The sequence below is a fragment of the Zhongshania sp. genome (genome assembly GCF_047636175.1).
Taxonomy (GTDB): domain Bacteria; phylum Pseudomonadota; class Gammaproteobacteria; order Pseudomonadales; family Spongiibacteraceae; genus Spongiibacter.
The window spans coordinates 1-21,552 of sequence record NZ_JBLIKC010000012.1 but is presented as its reverse complement, the minus strand read 5'-3'; the positions used below and the strand labels follow the sequence as shown (position 1 = coordinate 21,552).

The following is a 21,552-nucleotide window of genomic DNA, read 5'->3' as shown; positions in this document are numbered from 1 at the left end:
GTTAAATTTTACCGACTAGATCTAGTGAAGGTGACAATGTCGCCTCACCTGGCTGCCATGCAGCTGGGCATACTTCGCCATCATGTTCAGCAACGTACTGAGCAGCCTGTACTTTACGCACTAGCTCTTTAGCTGAGCGGCCAATGCCAAGGTCATGCAGTTCAGCAACTTTGATTTCGCCCTCTGGGTTAATAACGAAGGTGCCGCGCAATGCCAAACCGTCTTCTTCGATCATCACGCCAAAGTTGCGTGCAATCTTGCCAGTTGGATCACCAATCATGGGGTATTGGATCTTGGCGATGGTTTCAGATGTGTCATGCCACGCTTTGTGGGTAAAGTGGGTATCGGTTGATACTGAATACACTTCCACGCCCATGTCTTGCAGCTGTGGGTAGAAATCTGCCATGTCGCCTAATTCAGTAGGACATACAAAGGTGAAATCAGCAGGGTAGAACACAAGAACTGACCACTTTCCGAGCAGATCGGTATCACTTACGTCAACAAAGTCGCCGTTGTGGTAAGCCGTCGCTTTAAAGGGCTGTACTTTTGTATTGATGATGGTTGGAAACATATTGTCACTCCTGACGTTTTAGTAAAAGTAAGATGATTTGGCTTAAACTCGAGAGTGATACTACTGAAGGGCAATATTCATATCTAATCGATCGTTATTATGATATTGATAGGATTAACCAATGACAGACGGGAAATGCCGTGATTAAGATTCGTGATCTTCAATATTTTGAGGCTGTTGCCGAGCACGGTCATTTTGGCCGGGCCGCCGATGCCTGCTTTGTTAGCCAACCCACCCTCAGCGGGCAGATCATGAAGCTAGAAGATCAGCTCGGCTTAGCCCTCTTTGAGCGCCATCGCAAAAAAGTCATGCTCACCCCCGCTGGCGAAGCGCTGCTGATACGCGCGCAGCAAGTATTACTCTCGGCTGAAAATTTTGAGGCCACTGCCAAGACATTGTCCGACCCCCTAAGCGGCGATATCCATCTCGGTTTAATACCCACAGTCGCGCCGTATTTATTGCCACACATTATGGCCAAGCTCAGCGCCGCACTGCCCAATGTCAATTTCTTTCTGCACGAGAATCAAACCGATGTGCTGCTAAAGCAGCTAGATGAAGGCAAGCTCGACGTGTTGATTCTGAGCTGGCTAGACAATATGGAAAACGTGGAGCGCTATACCCTGTTTGATGAACCCTTGGTATTAGCCTCGACCGTTAACCACCCCTTGGCGCAAGGCGATGCCCTTTCCTTAAAAGACTTAAACGGACAGTGGGTACTCACACTTGAAGACGGGCACTGCTTACGTGACGAGGCTCTGGGCTATTGTTTCTCTGCTGGTGCAAAGGAGGATTCTCGATTTCAGGCGACGAGTTTAGAGACTTTGCGCTATATGGTCGCCAGCGGCATGGGCATCACCTTGATACCAGAATTGGCTATAAAAGAAGGGGAACACGGGCTGCGATACACACACTTTGAGGCGCCCGTGCCAAGCAGAGAAATTTGTTTACTGGTGCGACCCAATTACTCTCGCATGGAATGCGTGCGAGCCATGGTAGCTTCCGTTAGAACCTCAATGGCCGACTATATAAAATAGCACGGGCCCTTTAACAAGCCGTGCTATTGCCATTTAATCTAGGAAGGGAATGCTACCCAGATAATCCAGCTTACCAATGTCTACCCCGTTGTGGCGAAGTATTGAAAAGGCGGTGGTGACGTGAAAGTAGAGATTGGGAACGACAAAATTAATGGCAAAGGCACTGCCCAGCATTTTTTTGCCATCTAACCAAGGCAGACTAATTTCGCGTGCTGCGGTATCTGCAAAGTCGAGTTCTTTATAGGTAGCCAAATAGTCCTGCACTGACGCAATGCGAGCATACAATTCTTCTAGAGTAGTCTCGGTGTCCTCATGTTTTGGTGCGCTTTCTGCCTTTCCTGCGAGCCTTGCCGCACCGAGCTTGGCGGTGTCGCAGCAAATTTGTACTTGGCGAATCAAGGAAAATTGATCGGGCGCTAAGCGCGAAGTTAACAGAACCTCGGGGTTGATTTTTTTGGCCTCGGCAAATAACGCGGCTTTTTCCAGCATCGTTTTTAAACTGCCCAGCATTTTACTGGCTTGTACAACAGTAAGGTCGTAAAACATAGTTGATCACCTCAGGGAATGAATTGAACTCTTATTCTCTAGCGCCAGCCAAGAGTTGGGGGGAGACACGGCGCAATTCAATAGCCCAAAGTGCTTTATTTCTAAAACGCGAAAGCAACAGCGCTATCGGCGGTGATTTTGCCTGCGCATAAAAGCAGAATCACGGACTAATACCAAACATTTCACATTTTAACTAGCCGCATCTACCTTATCGCAGCGACGTAGCCAGCAGTAGCCATAAGGCTCAAGGGCAAGGCTTGCCTGGCTTCGTAAATCCGCGTCATCATTTAAGATGTCTAGCCAGTGCGCCGACTCATCTAAATTTAAGTCTGTCAGCAAGATCTTTTGGGGCTCAGCGCTGATGTTATAGACCGCCACAATCGCAGCGCCACTGGCATGACTTTCGCGGCGAATACCAAACACTTTGTCACCCAAGTGCAGAGGATACTGTGCAGCATTGGGGTGAAATGCCGCTTGTGCGGAGCGCAGTGCAATAAGCTCCTTTAACACCTTGAACACCCGGGCGTGATGACTGTTAGTCCCCAACTGCGATTCAAGATCATCGGCTACCCATTGATGGCGGTTTATCGAGCGGTTATGACTGGTGTGCAGCACTCGATTTTCATCATTCTCGGTTGCCAATAAGCTATGAATATAAAATGCCGGCACACCTTGAACACCTAACATCAATGCGTGCGCACAGATAAAACGCTGCTCCTGAAAACCATCTTCGCCATCATTTTCGTTTTCAGCGTGCAGGTGACGGCGCATTGCATCAAAGAGACTAATATTAATTTCATAGGGGCGATTCTCACCATTTGCCAGAGCCCGCCAAGACACCCGACCACCGCTCTTTTGCATAAGTGTGACTAACTGATTAATTTCAGTGTCATCCAATAAACCTTCTGCCGGGCGCAGACCAATTCCATCGTGGGAGGCAATAAAATTAAAATAAGTGGTGCCATCCTGCGCGGCAGGCATTCCCATCATCCAGGTTTTTAAAGCCTTACAACTGCCGCTGACCATAGTATTAATTAACAGCGGCGGCAGGGAAAAGTTATAAACTAAATGCGCCTCGTTGGCGTTGCCGAAGTAGGCCAGGTTTTCCCGCAGCGGAATATTAGTTTCAGTAATAATAATGGCTTCAGGCACCGCATGCTCTATCAAGGTTCGAAGCAGCCGCACCGCCTCGTGGGTTTCTTCTAAATTCAAACTTGTTGTACCCGGCACTTTCCATAAAAAGGCCACGGCGTCGAGCCTAAAAATCTTGACACCCATATCAAGGTAATAGCGAATTATTTTTATAAACTCCAACAGCACCGTCGGATTTTGAAAATCAAGATCAACCTGATCATGGCTAAAAGTACACCAAACATGACGCTTGCCGTCTAAGGTTTGCACCTCGTTTAAAAGCGGACTGGTGCGCGGCCTAACAACGTCACTTAAATCTGTAGCGGGATCCATTTCAACAAAATAATCCATACCTGGATCGCGGCGCTGCTTAAAGTTTTCGAACCACACACTCCGACTTGAGCAATGGTTGATGACTAGATCTGCCATTAAATCGAAATCGCGGGCAATCGCATTAATGTCTTTCCAATCGCCTAGTGAGGGATTGACTTCGACGTAGTTGATCACTGAAAAACCATCGTCAGAACTATAGGGATAGAATGGCAAAATATGAACGCCACTAATTAAACCGCGCAACTCTTTGCGAAGAAAATCATGCAAGGTATGCAGCGGCCACTCGCCGTCTCGCATGATAGTGTCACCATAAGTAATCACTAGGGCATCACTTTCAGTCCACAGATTTTTATGCGCTTCAGGCATAAAACACCGATGATCTAAGGCCATGAGGGTGATCATATCGTCCAGCAGCGACAGCTTATCGAGGCCGGGATATAAAACCTCTAGATGGGCGCTAAGCCGTTCACGCAGATGCTGCTGTGGCGATAAATCTGTCATTCAAGAAAATTCCTCATTATCGGCAACGACGGCCGCCATCATGTCGTCCAGCAGCGTTGGCTCAGCGCTGCATATTCGATTCCAGCTTGGAATAAAGGGAGTTTCCATGGGGTTTTCTAAAAACATATTGCCGGCTTTAACAATATTTTGAGCAAACAATTCGACCGCCTGCTCTTCGCGATGTAAATCTAAATTCAAGCCATTCATCACCGCATCATTGCGATAACTGTCTACAAAATCTAAGGCCACACGATAGTAGGTTGCTTTAATAGTACGAAAGGTTTCACTACTAAATACTACGCCATTAGTTGCCAGCTTTCGAAACACCGCCTTGGCAATATCGATAGACATTTTAGATAAGCCACCAGCATCATCTTCCTCAGATAGTTCTTGATGCTTGTGATCATAAGCATCAGCAATATCAACCTGACACAAACGGTTGGTCGAATAATTCCGGTACATTTCCGACAATACACCAATTTCCAGCCCCCAATCGCTTGGGATTCTTAGATCATTCAAAACGTCTTTGCGCATAGAAAACTCACCCGATAAAGGGTAGCGGTAACTGTCGAGATAATCTAAATAATCTAAGGAACCAAATATTTTTTTGAGTGAGCGAATCAAGGGCGTAACTAATAAACGACTTACCCTGCCATTTATTTTTCCATCGGCAACACGGGCATAATAGCCTTTACAAAACTCGTAGTTAAAACCCGGGTTGGCAACCGGATAAAATAATTTCGCCAGCATGCGTCGGTCATACGTTAATATATCGCAGTCGTGCAAGGCGACTGCCTCGGCCCGCCCAGACGCCTGTATATAGCCAATACAAAACCATACATTGCGGCCCTTACCTGGCTCTGCCGGTGACAGACTCCGACTCTTAAGGCGCTGATCAATTGCCTGCAACCGCGGGCCGTCATTCCATAATACGTGGTGGCGCTGAGGTAGCCGACTGAAGAATTTTAATGCGTGGCGATACTGCTCCTCGTTCGCCTGATCGAGGCCGATAATAATTTCATCGATATAATCTACTTTGGCAATTTCATCGATGATGGCGGGCAATGCCGAGCCTTCTAATTCGGAAAACAATGACGGCAAAATTAACGCCATAGGCCGCCGCTTGGAAAAACCTAGCAACTCGGCTTCTAGGTCTTCAATCGGCCTATCAACTAAATTGTGAAGGGTAGTGACAATGCCATTCTGATAAAAGTCGGCCATAACAATCTCGTTTATTTTTTATCGTTTCAATACAGATTACTAAGCATAGCTCGTAATCCGTATCACTTTAATAATGCTAGCAAGGTCTCATTCCATCCTGCAGGGCCACACTGCTCGGTAAGCAAAATGCTGCCATGCGGATCATTTATCTTTGGTGGCGCGTGATGATCAGACCTCACCACCACACCAACATCTGCAGTGGCCAACATGGCCACGTCATTGCCACTATCACCCAGGGCAATCACCCGTGGTTTGGCACCTGTGGGGTATAAGCAAGAAACCAGCCACGACATCGCCAAGCCCTTATTTGCCGGCCCCATAATATGATAGAAGCGCCCCCCCTTCAGAGCCTGCAAACCGGCTTCCTGTAGGTCTGCGCTAAACCGCTGCCATTGCTCCTCTGTGTCCTGCCAGCAAATTGGCTCGGAGTAATCGCGCTGCAAGGCCAGCTCAGCATCGGTGATGCTCAGTCCGGTGATGTCCTGTAGGGCGGGAGCATCAAAATCGCTGAAGCCTGAAAAACGGTAAGCCTTCTCTTCTCGCCAACCGTGGATAAGCGCAACAATGTCGCGGCGATGGGGGGCAAAGCGCTTATGACGCGCTCCGTCTATTTCCTCCATTTTTACATTGGCCAGAAAGTCGCATCCAGGGGGAACAACCACTGCGGCGCCGTTTTCGATAATAAAGGGATAGGGATTGGCAAGACGCCGCGAGAGCGGGAGTAATTCTGCGCAGGTTTTACTGGTGTTTAACACCCAGATAATCGACTGCTCTGCGATGACTGCCAATGCTGGCCCCGCCGCCGCAAAGGAGTAACTATCATGGTCCAGCAGCGTGCCATCAAGGTCTGTGAAAATGATATTTTTTACCAAGGCCACCGTCATTTCCCCTCTCGATACTGCACAGTCAAAATTTCTCGATGCGAGCCCAAAGACATCACGCAATCTGCGCTGGCTGGCAGGGTATTTAAACAATGTGTTGTTAAGCGCTGGTAGTGCTGGATGAAACGCTGTATCGCGGCACTATCCATCAAGCCGGGCGCTGAAGCACCATCGTGTTGACGCTGAGCTAACTTTTTCTCCTGCTCGCCCCGCCAATCTGCAACACAATGGAAACTCGGCGCACGCAACATGAGCAAATAATCTAATTCAGAAAACAAGGTTTGATAATCACCAGCTAAGCAGGTGTTCGCATATCGGCGCCATCCGCCGTCAGCATCTTCCCGCTGCTCCAAGTCATTCATTGCCGACGCCAGCTCATTGGGCATTTGCGGGCTAGCGCCCACACACCAACCTTCAAATACAATTAAATCTATTGGCCCACGCACCTCTGGCCAACTAGATTTAGGTGAGCGGTCATCGCGGGCCTTGTCAAACCGGGGGAGTTGCAACACTTGATCTGAGCTCAGTGAGCGAAGTTTGGCAATGGTCGCCAAGGCTAAAGATACGTCATGGGTACCTGGCACCCCACGGGTGCGCAATAGCGGATGAATACTGCTGGCTAGCTGCTGGCGCTGCGCCAAAGGGAGATAGAAATCATCTAGGGACAGCAGCGCAATATTGAGCCCGTCGCCCTCATGTAAATACCAATAAATAAATTCTGCGAGGGTGGATTTACCGCTACCCTGAGAACCATGGATACCCAATACGGGGACATGCTTCTGGACTCCCAACAGGGGACGAAGCGATTCGACAAAGGGAATAAAACTGTTTTGTGCCTGCTCCCGATAGCTATCGGGCAAGCACTCTCTTTCGAGAAATATATTCAGATTATCTGTGACGCTAGCCAAAACATCCCTCCTAAGCGAGCGTATTTATCTTTACCTTAGATCATATTGCCCGCCAAGTCCCAAAGCAAATTGAGCCTCTGACATTACTGTTCTTTTACTGTGTCACCACGCCGCTCAAGCCGGTCTATTGCTAATAACAAGCGCGCTCCAGCGGCGCCGTATAGAGGTAAGCCCACTGACTGACTGCACTTTTTTGTTGGCAGAGATCAAAATTTCGGCTCGAGAAGCCACCTCTAATAAGCAGGTTTATTGCCAAATTTTAAATATTAAAAAAAACGAGCGCCAGAGCGACGCTCGCATATAGCATCAGAAGAAATTAATGAACGTGGCCGTGGGCCAATTCTTCTTCGCTTGCAGCGCGCACTGATTCAATGCTGACATCAAAATTCAGTACTTGGCCTGCCAAGGGGTGATTGGCATCAACAGTGACATTCTCTTCGTCGACTTCTTTGACTACCACTGTTTGCATTTGACCACCGGCGCCCTCAGCCTGAAATTGCATACCAACTTCAATCTGCTCGACACCTTGGAACGCAGCGCGGGGCACTGGCTGAATCAATTCAGCATTTTGCTCACCGTAGCCATCTGCTGGCTGTACCGTTACTTTCATCGCATCACCGATGGTTTTACCCGCCAATTCGCGTTCAAGTCCCGGAATGATGCCGCCTTGGCCGTGTATATATGCCAATGGCTCCTGACCTTTTGATGTGTCAATTTCAACACCGCTTTCATCAGTCAGGGTGTAGTGAAATGCCACTACGCAATCATTCGCTATAATCATGGGAGACTCCCGTTAAAGTAAGCCGTTAAGCATGACAGTTTTGCCCGACGAGGTCACGCAAGAGCCATAAATTATTAGAAATTGGCCGATATTAACGCCGTATTCACTGTTATCGACGAGCCATACCGAAATTAGCTCTGACTAAGACTTAGTGGACGCCTAGGCAGAACAGACACGACTCACACGGTTTTCCACCGTGTCGACAGATAAATTCTTGAACTAACTCAATCTGGATTAGTGATTTCCTGACCAACCTCAACAATGCGACGGCGCAGCCAAATATGACCGGGGTCGTGCTGCAGCAGCGGACTCCACGCCAACTTCAACTCAATGGGAATAATCATAAATGGCGGCTTGCGCGTCGCCAAACGCGGGTCTTCGTCATACAAGCGAGCGACCTGGGTCGGCAGCGTGGCGATCAAGTCTGGATGCTTAGCCAGCAGTGCCGCCACTTGATAATGGCGGGTAAACACTCGAATTTGGCGTTCGTGGCCACACTCAGCCAAGGCCTCATCCACCCAGCCAAGACGTTGGCTATCGCGCTGACTCATGCCTCGGCCAACACCCATACCCGTCTTACTTACCCAGATGTGCGGTGCCGCCAAAAACGCATCCATATCGAAATTGGCGAGGGCCTTATTATTACTACTCATTAGGCACGAAAAGCTATCTCGCCAGACGGTGGCTTGATGGAAAGACTGCGGCAGGCGATCAAAGCGGTTAATCGCCATATCGATCTTGCCCTGCTCCAAATCCTGGAAGGTAACATCACTGGGCGTAAGAACATCTAAGGTGATATTCGGCGCCTCGTCCCGCAGCTTGAATAATAGCGGTGCCAGCAAGGTCGACTCTGCATAGTCACTGGCCATAATCCGAAACACCCGCGTGCTTTCTGTCACCTCAAAATCTGATACCGGCAACACCGCCTGTTCGACCGATGACAAAATATTGCGCACCTGCGGCTGCAATTCTAGGGCGCGCTCGGTCGGAGTCATACCTTCGCTGGTTCTTACCAGCAGAGGGTCGTTAAACAAGTCACGCAGTCGTCGCAGACCATTACTCAATGCCGGCTGAGTAATCCCCAATTGCTCGGCGGCACGGGTAACATTTTTTTCCCGCAGCAAGACATCAAGGTAAACAAGCAGGTTTAGGTCAACACGTGACAGATTCATAACAAAAATAACTCCGCTTAACTTTATAATTTGCAGTGATTATGAGGTTTTTTTCTAGACTCTGCCAGTCAGCTCCTCAAACACCAGCTAGCGCACGACAGATACCCAGCGGAGCCCCAAAGTACACAGCCGAAAATAAAAAAGGCCCGGTAAAACCGGGCCAAGCCTCACTGACAGGAACTGTTACAGCAAACGGTAGCTAAGCTATTTAGCCCGCTTGTTTTGCTTTGTACTCTATGCGGCGACGATGCAAAACCGGCTCGGTGTAACCGCTGGGCTGCTCGCAACCTTTTAAGACTAATTCTAAGGCCGCCTGAAATGCCACGCTGCCGTCAAAATTAGCCGCCATGGGGGAGTATTCCGCATCACTTGCGTTCTGACCATCAACCACGGCGGCCATACGCTTCAAAGTCTCAAGCACCTGTGCTTCGGTGCAAATACCATGACGCAACCAGTTGGCGATATGCTGACTAGAGATACGCAGAGTGGCACGGTCTTCCATTAATCCAACATCATTGATGTCTGGCACCTTGGAACAACCTACGCCGTTATCAATCCAGCGCACCACGTAACCGAGCAAGCCCTGCGCGTTGTTATCGAGCTCTTGCTGAATATCTTCCGCACTCCAATTTGGATTTTGGGCAACGGGTATAGACAAAATATCATCGAGCGCTGCACGCTGACGGCTGGCTAATTGCTCCTGCACCGACAGCACATTTACTTGGTGATAATGCATTACGTGCAAGGTAGCCGCGGTGGGCGAAGGTACCCAAGCGCAATTTGCGCCGGCTTGTGGGTGACCAATTTTGGCATCCATCATTGCCGCCATTTCATCGGGCATTGCCCACATACCTTTACCAATCTGAGCGTGTCCGCTTAAACCGCAAGCCAAACCGATATCAACATTCCAATCTTCGTAAGCCTTGATCCACGCCTGCTGCTTCATATCTGCTTTACGTACAAAGGGACCGGCTTCCATGCTGGTGTGAATTTCGTCACCAGTGCGATCCAAGAAGCCGGTGTTTATAAAGATAACGCGCTCAGGAACTGCTGCGATGCAGGCCTTTAGATTCACTGTCGTGCGGCGCTCTTCATCCATGATGCCGATTTTTAAGGTATTGCGAGCCAGACCAAAGGCGTCTTCAACGCGAGAAAATAATTCAGCGGCGAAGGCAACTTCTTCAGGGCCATGCATTTTAGGTTTAACGATATACACGCTACCAGCGCGAGAATTACGCAATGCGCCGGTTTGCTTCAGGTCATGCATAGCCGCAAGCACGGTCACCATGGCATCCATAATGCCTTCTGGCACTTCGTTACCGTCGGCGTCGATAATCGCGCCATTGGTCATTAAATGACCAACATTGCGCACTAACAGTAAGCTGCGCCCGTGTAATATAGTTTCGCCACCACCCGCCGCGGTAAATACACGGTCAGCGGCTAGGGTCCGAATAAGCTCCTTGCCCCCTTTCATAAAGGCTTCTTGAAGATCACCCTTCATTAGACCGGCCCAGTTGCGGTATACCTCGACCTTGTCGTCGGCGTCGACGGCGGCAACAGAATCTTCGCAATCCTGAATGGTGGTCAGGGCAGACTCCAAGGCAACATCTTTTACCCGGGCAGCGTCGTCTTTACCAATGGGGTGCTGGTCGTCAACTTGAATATCAATATGCAGGCCGTTATTGACCAGCAAAATATTACTAGGCGCCTGAGCTTCGCCCAAGTAAGCCACAAACTGAGACGGGTCTTGCAAACCACTGATGCTGCCATCGGCCAAGGTAACCGCCAGGGCGCCATCGACAACGCTGTATAAAGTGGCATCGGCATGGCTGCCAGTACTCAAAGTGGTGTGCTGGTCAAGAAAATGCCTAGCGTAGGCAATAACTTTAGCGCCACGCACCGGGTTATAGCCCCTGCCTTTCTCGGCGCCATCGGTCTCCGCTATAACATTGGTGCCGTAAAGCGCGTCGTATAGACTACCCCAGCGAGCATTGGCCGCATTGAGTGCGTAGCGCGCATTCATGACCGGAACAACCAACTGCGGACCGGCAAGAGTGGCGATTTCCTCGTCCACATTCTCAGTAGCAACACTGAAATCTGCGGGTTCAGGCAGTAAGTACTTAATTTCTTCTAAAAACGCTTTGTACGTCGCGGCGTCAAATTTGCCCGCATGCGCGCGGTGCCACTCATCGATTTGAACTTGAATTTGCTCACGTTTTTGCAATAACTCGCGATTCTTTGGCGCCAAGTCTTTTAATATATCTGCCATTGCCGCCCAAAATACATCAGGACTAATGCCCGTACCGGGAGCAACTTCATCATTAACCAAACGATAAAGTACATCGGCAATTTGAAGACCGCTGTGCTGAACTCTGGAAATAGCCGAGGACATAAACACTCCTTTTTGAAACAGAATTTAACGATAATTAGACGAGCTATCCTAGCAGCTAGGGATAATTCTGCAAATTTATCCATACTATCACTGCTATTTCCTACGTGAATGTGAAAATTACATCAAAGCGCTTCTTAAAACTCTGGTACCACCTTATAACTCTTCAACGCCTATATTGTGTCGCTAGATAAGTCTTTAAAAAGGATCAATCACGCCACATTCTCAGCATGAATACTCGGCATAATAACTATAAATTAGAAAAATTTAGCCGCCGCGGGTAGAATACCCAACGTTAACCACCCAACTCGCCACAAAATAGGGAGCATATATGTCAACTCTACAAGCAGACATCCAAGCAGTTGCCGCACTTAAGCAAGAGGGCGGCAGCAGCTGGGACGCCATTAACCCCGAATCTGCAGCACGTATGCGTGCACAGAATAAATTCAAGACTGGCCTAGATATCGCTAAGTACACTGCCGACATCATGCGCGCAGACATGGCGGCGTTCGACGCTGACAAAACCAAATACACTCAGTCTCTGGGTTGCTGGCATGGTTTCATTGGTCAGCAGAAGATGATTTCTATAAAGAAACATTTCAACGGCCAAACTGACCGTCGCTACCTTTACCTGTCTGGCTGGATGGTTGCCGCTCTGCGCTCTGACTTCGGTCCTTTACCTGACCAGTCAATGCACGAGAAAACCTCTGTTGCTGACTTGGTAAGAGAGCTATACACATTCTTGCGTCAAGCTGATGCACGTGAATTGGGCGGCTTGTTCCGCGCACTGGATGACGCTCGCGAAGCTGGCAATACTGCTGAAGAAGCGAAAATCCAAGATCAAATAGATAACCACGTTACTCACGTCGTACCTATTGTTGCTGATATAGATGCTGGTTTTGGTAATGCCGAAGCCACTTACCTTATGGCCAAGCAAATGATCGAAGCCGGCGCATGCTGCCTGCAGATCGAAAACCAAGTTGCTGATGAAAAGCAGTGTGGACACCAGGACGGTAAAGTAACCGTACCTCACGCCGACTTCCACACTAAGCTGCGCGCTTTGCGTTACGCTTTCTTGGAGCTGGGTGTCGATAACGGCGTTATTGTTGCGCGTACTGACTCTGAAGGTGCTGGCCTGACTAAAGAAATCGCCGTTGTTAAAGAATCTGGCGATCAGGGTGACGTATACAACTCATTCCTAGACGTTGAAGAAATCGACGTCGCTGACATGGCTGAAGGCGATGTCTGCTTCAACCGCGCCGGCAAACTGGTTCGTCCTAAGCGCCTGCCTTCTGGTTTATACCAATTCCGTCAAGGTACTGGCCATGAGCGCTGTGTATTCGACTGTATCGAAGCCATAAATGCTGGTGCTGACCTGCTGTGGATTGAAACTGCAGTTCCAACTGTTCACGAAATCAAAGGCATGATGGATGACGTTCGTAAAGTTCATCCAGATGCGAAATTGGTTTACAACAACTCGCCATCTTTCAACTGGACGCTGAACTTCCGTCAGCAGACTTTTGATGCCATGGTTGAGGCCGGTGAAGACGTTTCTGCTTACGATCGTCCTGCTCTGATGAGCGCTGATTACGACGACACTGAGCTGGCTGCCGCCGCTGATGTTCGTATCAAGACTTTCCAAGCAGATACTGCACGCGAAGCAAACGTATTCCATCACCTGATCACTCTACCGACTTACCACACTGCGGCGCTGTCTACTGACAACCTCGCGAAAGAGTACTTCGGTGAGCAAGGCATGCTGGGTTATGTTGCCGGCGTACAGCGCAAAGAAATCCGTCAGGGTATTGCCTGTGTTAAGCACCAAAACATGTCTGGTTCAGACATGGGTGACGACCACAAAGAATACTATGCTGGTGAGCTTGCGTTAAAAGCAGGTGGCGCAAACAACACGTCAAACCAATTCAACTAAGTTGAATTAGTGTTAAGTGCCCTTGGTAGTTAGGGGCACAGTCCTGTTATGGACATAGAGGCGGCCTCTTATTTTAGAGGCCGCTTTTTTTATGCGCAGAATTCTTCTAAGATTCCCGCAAAAGAAACGAAGGAATTTTTACGTTAGAATGCCCAATACTTGCTACCTCAAACTGATTAAGTGATGTCAAATATGGCTGCTACACCTGCTTTTCTAAAAGATGCTACCGATTTACTAAGCGAACAAGGGTTTGCCAGCAGTGAAATCTGGTATCACGGCACATCATCGGCGCTAGTAAATTCAATCAAAGAACAGGGCTTGAAACGCTCAGGTGATAAAGCGCTGAAGAGTGCCGCCAAGAAAACCATGGCAACAATAGGCAATAGCTATACAGAGTCGATTGAGCCGATTTTTTTAAGCCAAAGTAAACAATTAGCTTTTTACTGGGCTGAGCAAACGGTGCGAGACCGCAGTGTGCGAGTTGAAGGTAATGAACAGCCCGTGGTGATTGCAGTCAAACTACCAGAAGAATTGAACCTCAAAGTAAAACCCGATGTGGGCGCAGCGAGCTTACTGCTGCTCAAGGAAGGCGAAGACTTTATGGGCTATCTAGCCGGTATTTATCAGGAAAATGGTTTCGGTATACCTGAAATAGACCTGATGAAAGCGGATCGCCTGAAGTACTTAAGCGTATTGGGCATGGCTTATATTAATGCGGATATTGATGCTTCATACCTAGAGATCATGACGGGTTAACCAAACCCATCGGTTCAATGCTTGGCACGGCAGGCAAGATCAGAACGCAATGGCAGTCTTTTTGCGAAAGAAACTGAACGCCAATATTAAGATACAAAACAATGATCAACAACACCGCCTCGAATTTCTATGTAATTCAAAGCCAAGGAGTGAGTCATGCATAATATATCCACCCCAGATCTCTGTGATGAATACGGCGACAAGGTCCGTGTCATTGAAGGCCAATTTCATCACTACGGTGGCCAACAAAATTTTTACGGCCCGGTTGCCACCATCAAATGCTTTGAAGACAACTCCAAAGTAGCCGAGCGCGTAAAAGAAGCCGGTAACGGTCGCGTCTTAGTCGTTGATGGCGGCGCCTCGCCGCGACGCTCCTTACTGGGTGACAATTTGGCCAAGGCCGCTGCCGATAATGGCTGGGCCGGTATTGTTATTTATGGCTATCTCCGCGATGTTGAAGAAATTGCCACCATGCCGATAGGTATTATGGCGCTGGGCAGCGTGCCGCGCAAAACCGAAAAACTGGGTGATGGTCGCTGCGATATTCAACTCCAATTTGGTGGCACCACGATTGACGCCGGCGAGTATCTCTACGCAGATATAAGCGGTATTATCGTGTCATCGCAGGCATTAATAGCACTGTAATTACGCTACTCTGTAACCTAAATAATAAACAATAAAACTGACCGCGGGAAACGTATATGAAACTTGGACTTTTGCTCGGCTATTCGGGCGCAAAATTAACAGTGCCGATGGACACCGTTAAACACGCTGAAAATCTAGGCTTTGATTCTGTGTGGACAGCAGAAGCTTATGGTTCAGACGCCGTGACTCCCGCTGCGTGGATACTGGCACAAACTACTAAAATTAAAGTCGGCACTGCCATCATGCAAATGCCGGCTCGCACCCCCGCCATGGCGGCAATGACAGCCATGAGCCTAGACCAATTATCAAGCGGCCGTTTTATTGTCGGCATCGGCGCCTCAGGTCCACAAGTAGTGGAAGGCTGGCATGGCGTGCCCTACGGTAAGCCCGTCACTCGCACCCGCGAATATATTCAAATCATGAAGGAAATATTCGAGCGCAAAGGCCCAGTAGAATTTGACGGCGTAATGTACCAAATGCCCTATAAAGGTCCCGGCGCAACTGGACTCGGCAAACCCCTAAAGTCAATCTTGCACGGCGACCCGAACATCCCGATTTATACCGCATCAATAACACCAGCCGGGGTTGCCGCCTCAGCGGAAGTCGCAGACGGCGTATTCCCTGTTTGGATGAGCCCAGAGAAATACTCGGTACTCAAACCCAGCATAGATAAAGGTCTACAAAAAAGTGGCCGCGCTAAAACCGACTTCGATGTTGCGCCCTTTGTTGGCGTTATCATGGGCGACGACCTTGATGGCTGCCGTTACTTTGTCAAAGACTTCCTTGCCCTCTATATTGGTGGCATGGGCGCGAAGGGCAAAAATTTCTATACCGACTACGCCTCACGCATGGGCTACGGCGATGCCGCCGAGCAAGTACAAGACCTGTATCTAGCCGGTAACAAAGATGAGGCCCGCAAGGCGATACCCGACGCACTCGTAGATGAAATTGCATTTGTTGGGCCAGAAGCGCGTATTCGTGAACGAGCCGCAGACTGGAAGGCATCATCCCAGCGCGGCGAAATAAATTCTATGCTGCTCAACTGCGCGCAACCCGAAGCAATGGAAGTCATGGCGGACTGCTTCCTTTAAACAATATGCGCTAAAATACTGATTAACGTGATCAGCGCCAAATATTAGGCTGACCACCTTAATCAGTTATCCGACGCAATCCGCATCACCGTAACAACAGGACGACAGCCTAACGTGACCACTAATACTCGCCGGCTTGCCATGGCCATATTAAATGGCTTTGATGCGTTTTTCGCGGAATACAAAAACATCACCCTTGGCGCCCAAGCGCGCTTTGAAGCCGCTGACTGGCATGGTGCCCAAAAGGCAATTCGCGACCGGCTCGTGCTCTGGAAGCAGAAGCGCGCCATCGTCGCAGAAGCGGCTTACACTATCACTGGTGGCAGTGTTGAAAATCGTGACAACTGGGAAATAGCAAAACAAGAATATGCTGAACTTATTCAAAATCATGACAATTATGAAATTGCTCAGTCCTTTTTCAACTCCATCTATTGCCATGTTTTTGACCACGAAAAAATCCGTGATATTCACACCTTCGCACTAACCTCGAATCACGAGCGCCCGCCGATTGCCAGCGACTCGATACTTAAACGCTACCGCTTTGACGGCGACAATGCTGCCGGTATTGTTCGCTCAATGTTAAACGACTGTGAATTCAATATCCCCTGGGAAGACCAAGAGCGTGATATCGGCTTTATCATGAAGGTGGTAAATCAGGTATTAATTCCAAAAATTCGCAACACCAGCAAAGAAATCGTTGTGGAAACTTTGGAGTCCTTATTCTTCCGCAACAAGGCCGCCTACCTGGTGGGTCGCATTGTTAGCGGCGACTTTAGTATGCCCTTTGTGCTGCCGATTTTGCACAGTGAGAATAGCTCTATTTTCGTCGATACGGTATTGCATGACCCCGACGATATTTCGATTCTATTTAGTTTTAGCCGCAGCTATTTTATGGTCGATACCTCAATTCCCTCAGAGTATATTGCCTTTTTAAATCGGCTTATGCCCAACAAAGAAATCTTCGAACTCTATAGCGCCATCGGCATGCCTAAACATGGTAAAACTGAGTTCTATCGCTTTGCCGTTGATGACACTAAAAGTAGCGAGGCACCCTATATTATCGCTCCGGGTATAAAAGGCATGGTCATGCTGGTATTTACCCGCCCCGACTTTGGCTATGTGTATAAAGTCATAAAAGATCGATTCACACCGCCCAAAGATATGAGCCAAGAACATGTTCGCCAATGCTACAGCTTGGTTAAACGCTGGGATCGCGGCGGACGCATGGCGGACACCCAAGAATTTAATAATTTAGCATTTGACCGTCGCCGCTTCTCCGACGAACTCCTTGCTGAGTTAGAAAAAGAGGCCCCCTCTAAGATTAGCGTGCGCGGCAATGCCCTATTGCTTAAGCATGTCTATATAGAACGCAAAATGATTCCCCTCAATCTCTACCTCAAGGACTGTGACGAACAGCAACTTGAAAGCGTGATGGGTGAATACGGTAATGCCATTAAACAACTGGCCGCTGGTAATATTTTTCCCGGAGACATGCTGCTGAAAAACTTTGGGGTAACCCGTCATGGTCGAGTGGTGTTCTACGACTATGATGAGATTTGCCCACTCACCGACTGTAATTTCAGAAAGCTTCCAGAGCCCAAAAATGACGAGCAAGCCATGGCTGTTCAGCCTTGGTATGAAGTCAATCCAGAAGATGTTTTCCCGGAGGAGTTTCGTTTATTCTTTTCTGGAAACCAGCGCGCCAAAAAAGTTTTTGACTCACTACACAGTGATCTATACGACCCAGCATACTGGCAGGGGCTGCAGCAAACCATTCGCAACGGTTACGTGGCTGACGTATTCCCCTACCGGAAAAAACAACGCTTCCAACAAACTGTCACTTGCTAACTCCACCGGGGTGCCTTTGGCGCCCCTATACATGAAGCCACACCCCTGCAAAAACAAGCGCCCCATTCCTGTGATTTTATATACCCTGCCCGCTGATCGCGTACGCCGACTGGGTCCTGATTTTCTTCCAAACGGGCTTTGGCTAAGACTTCGTTATTCTTATCGCTGATGCAGATCGAAGTGTGGCAGAAAAAATACGCACAGCAGCTTCATAATTTAATGAAAACCATTCGAATAGATCAGCATTGGTATCAGTCAATTACATAGCAATATTTAAACCTCGCTTAAAACACTATTAAGCAAGGCCGGCGAAGCCCTCTATCACGCCAAGGATACTGGCAGAGACCGAACTATTTTTAGAATATTACTTCGTCATGCTTCCAGTATAAATGTCACCGGCCCATCATTAAGTAGGCTAACCTGCATGTACCCACCAAAGCGACCACTCGCCACCGTAGCGTGTTCGCTACTTAAGTGCGCCAGCGCAAACTCGTATAGCTGCTCTGCTCGGGCAGGTTCAGCTGCCGTCGAAAAGCCGGGGCGCAATCCCTTTTTGGTGTCCGCCGCTAAAGTGAACTGCGACACCAGCAACACCCCGCCATTAATATCAGAAAGCGATTTATTCATTCGACCGTCGTCATCAGCAAACACTCGATAGGCCAAAATTCGCGTCATCAGTTTCGCCACAGCCGCTTCGTTATCATCTTTTTCTAAACCAAGAAAAACTAACAAACCCTGTTCAATGGCGCCCACACATTGACCATCTATCTCTACCCTAGCAGAACGCACGCGCTGTAATAATGCTTTCATTTTCTCTCTGCTTTGTCTTTACATAATGTCGCTAGCGCAATTTTGGTACGCAAGCCGGCCAGAGCACTAATAACTTAGTTCGCCGTTGCTGAGTAAATCGGCAATATCATTACCCGCCTTAATTAAGGCATCAGAAATACTGGGTTCAAATGCGGAGTGACCGGCATCGCGGACAATATGCAGCTTAGAGCTTGGCCAATGATGATGAAGCTCCATCGCACTCTCTAGCGGGCAGACCATATCGTAACGGCCCTGCACAATAATACCTGGGATATTTTCTATCGCCGCCATATTATTGAGTAATTGGTTTTCTGCCATAAACCCATTGTTGACAAAATAATGGGTTTCGATATGTGACATCGACACCGCAGTATGCGCACCCATTAGATGATCGGCATCTTCATGGCGGGGTCTTAATGTTGAACAGCGCGCCTCCCACATAGACCAAGCCTTGGCTGCCGACATTCTAGCCAACTCATTTTCGCCATGGAGCACGCGATGATAAGCTTGAATACGGTTTTCGCCATCTCGGGGTAAAACGCAGTCGCTAAAGTCCTGCCAGTAATCTGGAAAAATTTTGCTCGCACCACCCTCGCCATAAAACCATTCCAACTCTTTTGGACGACACAAAAATATGCCACGCAAAATCATCGCTTGCACGCGATCCGCATGCGCCTGGCCATAGGCAAGACTCAATGTTGAACCCCAGGAACCACCAAATAAAACCCATTTCTCAATGCCCAGATGCTGACGGATAAGCTCCATATCGGCAACCAGCGCGGGGGTCGTATTATTATCTAAACAGGCATGTGGCTCGGATCGACCCGACCCACGCTGATCAAAAATGATAATACGGTAGCGCTCAGGGTCAAAAAAGCATCGCGCTCTGGGACCACAACCTGCACCCGGTCCGCCATGAACGAATAATACTGGGATGCCATTTGGATTACCCGACTCCTCCACATACAGAATATGCGGTGATTGGACCGGCAAAAGGTGGGTGTCATAAGGCTTAATATCGGGAAACAGGGTAAGCATAGCGATAACCAAGGTGAGAATTACACCTATTCAGTGTAGCGCAGTCATCGGTGTATCGGTAAGTAGTCTATCGAGGGGAGAAGCTAGAAAAAAATCGGCGGCCTTGAGAGGCCGCCGAGGGGTTTACTGACTTAAGACTTAGGAGCGCGCTTGCGCTCATTCTCTTTCAGTAATTTCTTACGCAGACGAATACTCTTAGGTGTTACTTCCACCAACTCATCATCTTCAATGAACTCAAGCGCCTGCTCAAGAGAGTGCTTAATATACGGCGACAAAGTTAGTGCTTCATCAGTACCTGAGGCACGAACGTTGGTTAGCTGCTTAGCCCGAGTTGGGTTGACTACCAAATCGTTGTTGCGGTTGTGAAGACCAATGATTTGACCTTCATACACTTCCGCTGCATGGCCCATAAACAAACGACCGCGATCCTGCAGGTTAAACAAACCGTAGCTCAGTGTTTTACCACCAACCATCGACACCATTACGCCATTCTGACGGCCAGCTAGGTCGCCGCCTTTGACTTCGCCATAGTGATCGAAAACGGTAGTCATAATGCCGCTACCAGATGTCATGGTCAGGAAGTGACCACGGAAACCGATTAAGCCACGCGCCGGAGCCATAAACTCAAGCTTAACGCGACCTTTGCCGTCGGGCTCCATATTACTTAGCTCGGCTTTACGCAAGCCAAGCTCTTCCATAACCGAGCCTTGGTGCTGCTCTTCAACATCGATCACAACGTGTTCAAAGGGCTCTTGAATAACGCCGTCAACTAATCTTTGTACTACTTCCGGGCGAGACACACCCATTTCGAAACCTTCGCGACGCATGGTTTCAATCAATACTGAAAGGTGTAATTCACCGCGACCAGATACTTTAAACTTGTCTGGCGTTTCGCCTGTCTCAACGCGCAGGGCAACGTTATGGATCAATTCTTGATCTAAGCGATCACGGATATTCCGCGATGTAACAAACTTACCTTCTTTACCAGCAAACGGTGAATCATTTACCTGGAAGGTCATGCTGACAGTAGGCTGATCGACGCTAAGAGGTGGCAACGCGTCAGGATGACCCGGCGTGCACAGCGTGTCAGAGATATTCAAGCCTTCAATACCGGTGACACACACAATCTCGCCGGCCTTACCGACAGGCACTTCAACACGTTCAAGGCCGAAATAACCCATCACCGATACCAGCTTACATTTGCGACTCTTGCCATCAGCACCCACAACAATCAATTGATCATTGGCTTTCATGGTGCCGCGAGTAATACGACCAACCCCGATTACACCAACATAGCTGTTGTAGTCGAGCGCCGAAATTTGCATTTGCAGTGGGCCTTCAGCATCAACTTCGGGCGTAGGCACTTTATCGACGATCATTTGAAATAAGGGGGTCATGTCTTCAGCAAGATCTTCATGATCCAGACCGGCAACACCATTGATTGCCGAAGCAAAGATAATGGGGAAGTCTAACTGTTCGTCAGTCGCACCTAAACGGTCAAACAGGTCGAAGACCTGATCAACAACCCAGTCAGGACGCGCGCCTGGACGGTCGACTTTATTCACAACTACAATTGGGTTCAAGCCTTGCTCGAACGCCTTCTGAGTTACGAAGCGGGTTTGCGGCATAGGGCCGTCAACCGCATCAACTAGTAGCAACACGCTATCGACCATCGACAGAACGCGTTCTACCTCACCACCAAAGTCAGCGTGACCAGGGGTATCAACAATATTGATACGGTAGCCGTTCCACTCAATGGCGGTATTTTTTGCAAGAATAGTAATGCCGCGTTCTTTCTCCTGGTCATTGGAGTCCATGATCCGCTCGGAATCTTGGTTACGGCGGTCAAGGGTTCCCGACTGACTCAACAGTTTATCCACCAATGTGGTTTTACCGTGGTCAACGTGGGCGATAATGGCGATATTACGCAGCTTATCAATCATGGAATGAAATTCATCGTTGAATA

General features: G+C 48.7%; 18 protein-coding genes. 6 read left to right on the top strand and 12 right to left on the bottom strand.

What is annotated here, in order from left to right:
- Window position 1 precedes the first annotated feature (1 nt).
- Window positions 2-571 carry an alkyl hydroperoxide reductase subunit C gene (gene ahpC / locus ACI955_RS08875; protein ID WP_415243386.1) on the bottom strand — a complete coding sequence of 190 codons (570 nt, stop codon included), beginning with the start codon at window positions 569-571 and terminating at the stop codon, window positions 2-4.
- Between the two features lie 140 nt (window positions 572-711).
- Here ahpC and oxyR point away from each other — a divergent pair, with 140 nt between their 5' ends.
- Window positions 712-1,605, top strand: coding sequence for a DNA-binding transcriptional regulator OxyR (oxyR, locus tag ACI955_RS08870; protein ID WP_415243385.1), 894 nt, complete (start codon window positions 712-714; stop codon window positions 1,603-1,605).
- A 33-nt stretch (window positions 1,606-1,638) separates the two neighbouring features.
- Here oxyR and ACI955_RS08865 read toward each other — a convergent pair whose 3' ends face one another.
- The 8 genes from ACI955_RS08865 to ACI955_RS08830 all read right to left on the bottom strand — a co-directional run bounded on the left by ACI955_RS08865 (window position 1,639) and on the right by ACI955_RS08830 (window position 11,471).
- Window positions 1,639-2,151, bottom strand: a complete 513-nt coding sequence (locus ACI955_RS08865) for a DUF1993 domain-containing protein (RefSeq protein WP_415243384.1) — start codon at window positions 2,149-2,151, stop codon at window positions 1,639-1,641.
- 189 nt (window positions 2,152-2,340) lie between these two features.
- Window positions 2,341-4,116 carry a sugar phosphorylase gene (locus ACI955_RS08860; RefSeq protein ID WP_415243383.1) on the bottom strand — a complete coding sequence of 592 codons (1,776 nt, stop codon included), beginning with the start codon at window positions 4,114-4,116 and terminating at the stop codon, window positions 2,341-2,343.
- Window positions 4,117-5,337 carry a glycosyl transferase gene (locus ACI955_RS08855; protein ID WP_415243382.1) on the bottom strand — a complete coding sequence of 407 codons (1,221 nt, stop codon included), beginning with the start codon at window positions 5,335-5,337 and terminating at the stop codon, window positions 4,117-4,119.
- A gap of 62 nt (window positions 5,338-5,399) precedes the next feature.
- The gene (locus tag ACI955_RS08850) at window positions 5,400-6,215 is read right to left on the bottom strand and encodes an HAD-IIB family hydrolase (RefSeq protein WP_415243381.1); all 816 of its coding nucleotides are present in this window, start codon (window positions 6,213-6,215) and stop codon (window positions 5,400-5,402) included.
- 2 nt (window positions 6,216-6,217) lie between these two features.
- On the bottom strand, window positions 6,218-7,126 hold the full coding sequence (locus ACI955_RS08845; protein ID WP_415243380.1) for a phosphoribulokinase: 909 nt from the start codon (window positions 7,124-7,126) through the stop codon (window positions 6,218-6,220).
- Window positions 7,127-7,442: 316 nt separating this feature from the next.
- On the bottom strand, window positions 7,443-7,907 hold the full coding sequence (locus ACI955_RS08840; protein WP_415243379.1) for an FKBP-type peptidyl-prolyl cis-trans isomerase: 465 nt from the start codon (window positions 7,905-7,907) through the stop codon (window positions 7,443-7,445).
- A 224-nt stretch (window positions 7,908-8,131) separates the two neighbouring features.
- Window positions 8,132-9,079: a LysR family transcriptional regulator gene (locus ACI955_RS08835; protein WP_415243378.1), complete on the bottom strand. Its 948-nt coding sequence runs from the start codon at window positions 9,077-9,079 to the stop codon at window positions 8,132-8,134.
- A gap of 208 nt (window positions 9,080-9,287) precedes the next feature.
- On the bottom strand, window positions 9,288-11,471 hold the full coding sequence (locus ACI955_RS08830; RefSeq protein ID WP_415243377.1) for a malate synthase G: 2,184 nt from the start codon (window positions 11,469-11,471) through the stop codon (window positions 9,288-9,290).
- Window positions 11,472-11,799: 328 nt separating this feature from the next.
- Between ACI955_RS08830 and ACI955_RS08825 the strand changes: the two genes are divergently transcribed.
- From ACI955_RS08825 to aceK, 5 genes are all read left to right on the top strand, one after another.
- Window positions 11,800-13,398: an isocitrate lyase gene (locus ACI955_RS08825; protein WP_415243376.1), complete on the top strand. Its 1,599-nt coding sequence runs from the start codon at window positions 11,800-11,802 to the stop codon at window positions 13,396-13,398.
- A gap of 192 nt (window positions 13,399-13,590) precedes the next feature.
- On the top strand, window positions 13,591-14,154 hold the full coding sequence (locus tag ACI955_RS08820; RefSeq protein WP_415243375.1) for a hypothetical protein: 564 nt from the start codon (window positions 13,591-13,593) through the stop codon (window positions 14,152-14,154).
- Between the two features lie 156 nt (window positions 14,155-14,310).
- The gene (gene rraA, locus ACI955_RS08815; protein WP_415243374.1) at window positions 14,311-14,799 is read left to right on the top strand and encodes a ribonuclease E activity regulator RraA; all 489 of its coding nucleotides are present in this window, start codon (window positions 14,311-14,313) and stop codon (window positions 14,797-14,799) included.
- Between the two features lie 56 nt (window positions 14,800-14,855).
- Complete coding sequence (locus ACI955_RS08810) at window positions 14,856-15,890, top strand: LLM class F420-dependent oxidoreductase (RefSeq protein ID WP_415243373.1); 1,035 nt, start codon at window positions 14,856-14,858, stop codon at window positions 15,888-15,890.
- A 114-nt stretch (window positions 15,891-16,004) separates the two neighbouring features.
- Window positions 16,005-17,738, top strand: a complete 1,734-nt coding sequence (gene aceK, locus ACI955_RS08805; RefSeq protein WP_415243372.1) for a bifunctional isocitrate dehydrogenase kinase/phosphatase — start codon at window positions 16,005-16,007, stop codon at window positions 17,736-17,738.
- A gap of 372 nt (window positions 17,739-18,110) precedes the next feature.
- Here aceK and dtd read toward each other — a convergent pair whose 3' ends face one another.
- From dtd to typA, 3 genes are all read right to left on the bottom strand, one after another.
- Window positions 18,111-18,548 (bottom strand): D-aminoacyl-tRNA deacylase, encoded by a 438-nt coding sequence (gene dtd / locus ACI955_RS08800; protein WP_415243371.1) that lies wholly within the window; start codon window positions 18,546-18,548, stop codon window positions 18,111-18,113.
- 66 nt (window positions 18,549-18,614) lie between these two features.
- Window positions 18,615-19,586 (bottom strand): prolyl aminopeptidase, encoded by a 972-nt coding sequence (pip, locus tag ACI955_RS08795; protein WP_415243370.1) that lies wholly within the window; start codon window positions 19,584-19,586, stop codon window positions 18,615-18,617.
- A 131-nt stretch (window positions 19,587-19,717) separates the two neighbouring features.
- Window positions 19,718-21,529 carry a translational GTPase TypA gene (typA, locus tag ACI955_RS08790; protein WP_415243465.1) on the bottom strand — a complete coding sequence of 604 codons (1,812 nt, stop codon included), beginning with the start codon at window positions 21,527-21,529 and terminating at the stop codon, window positions 19,718-19,720.
- Window positions 21,530-21,552: the final 23 nt, after the last annotated feature.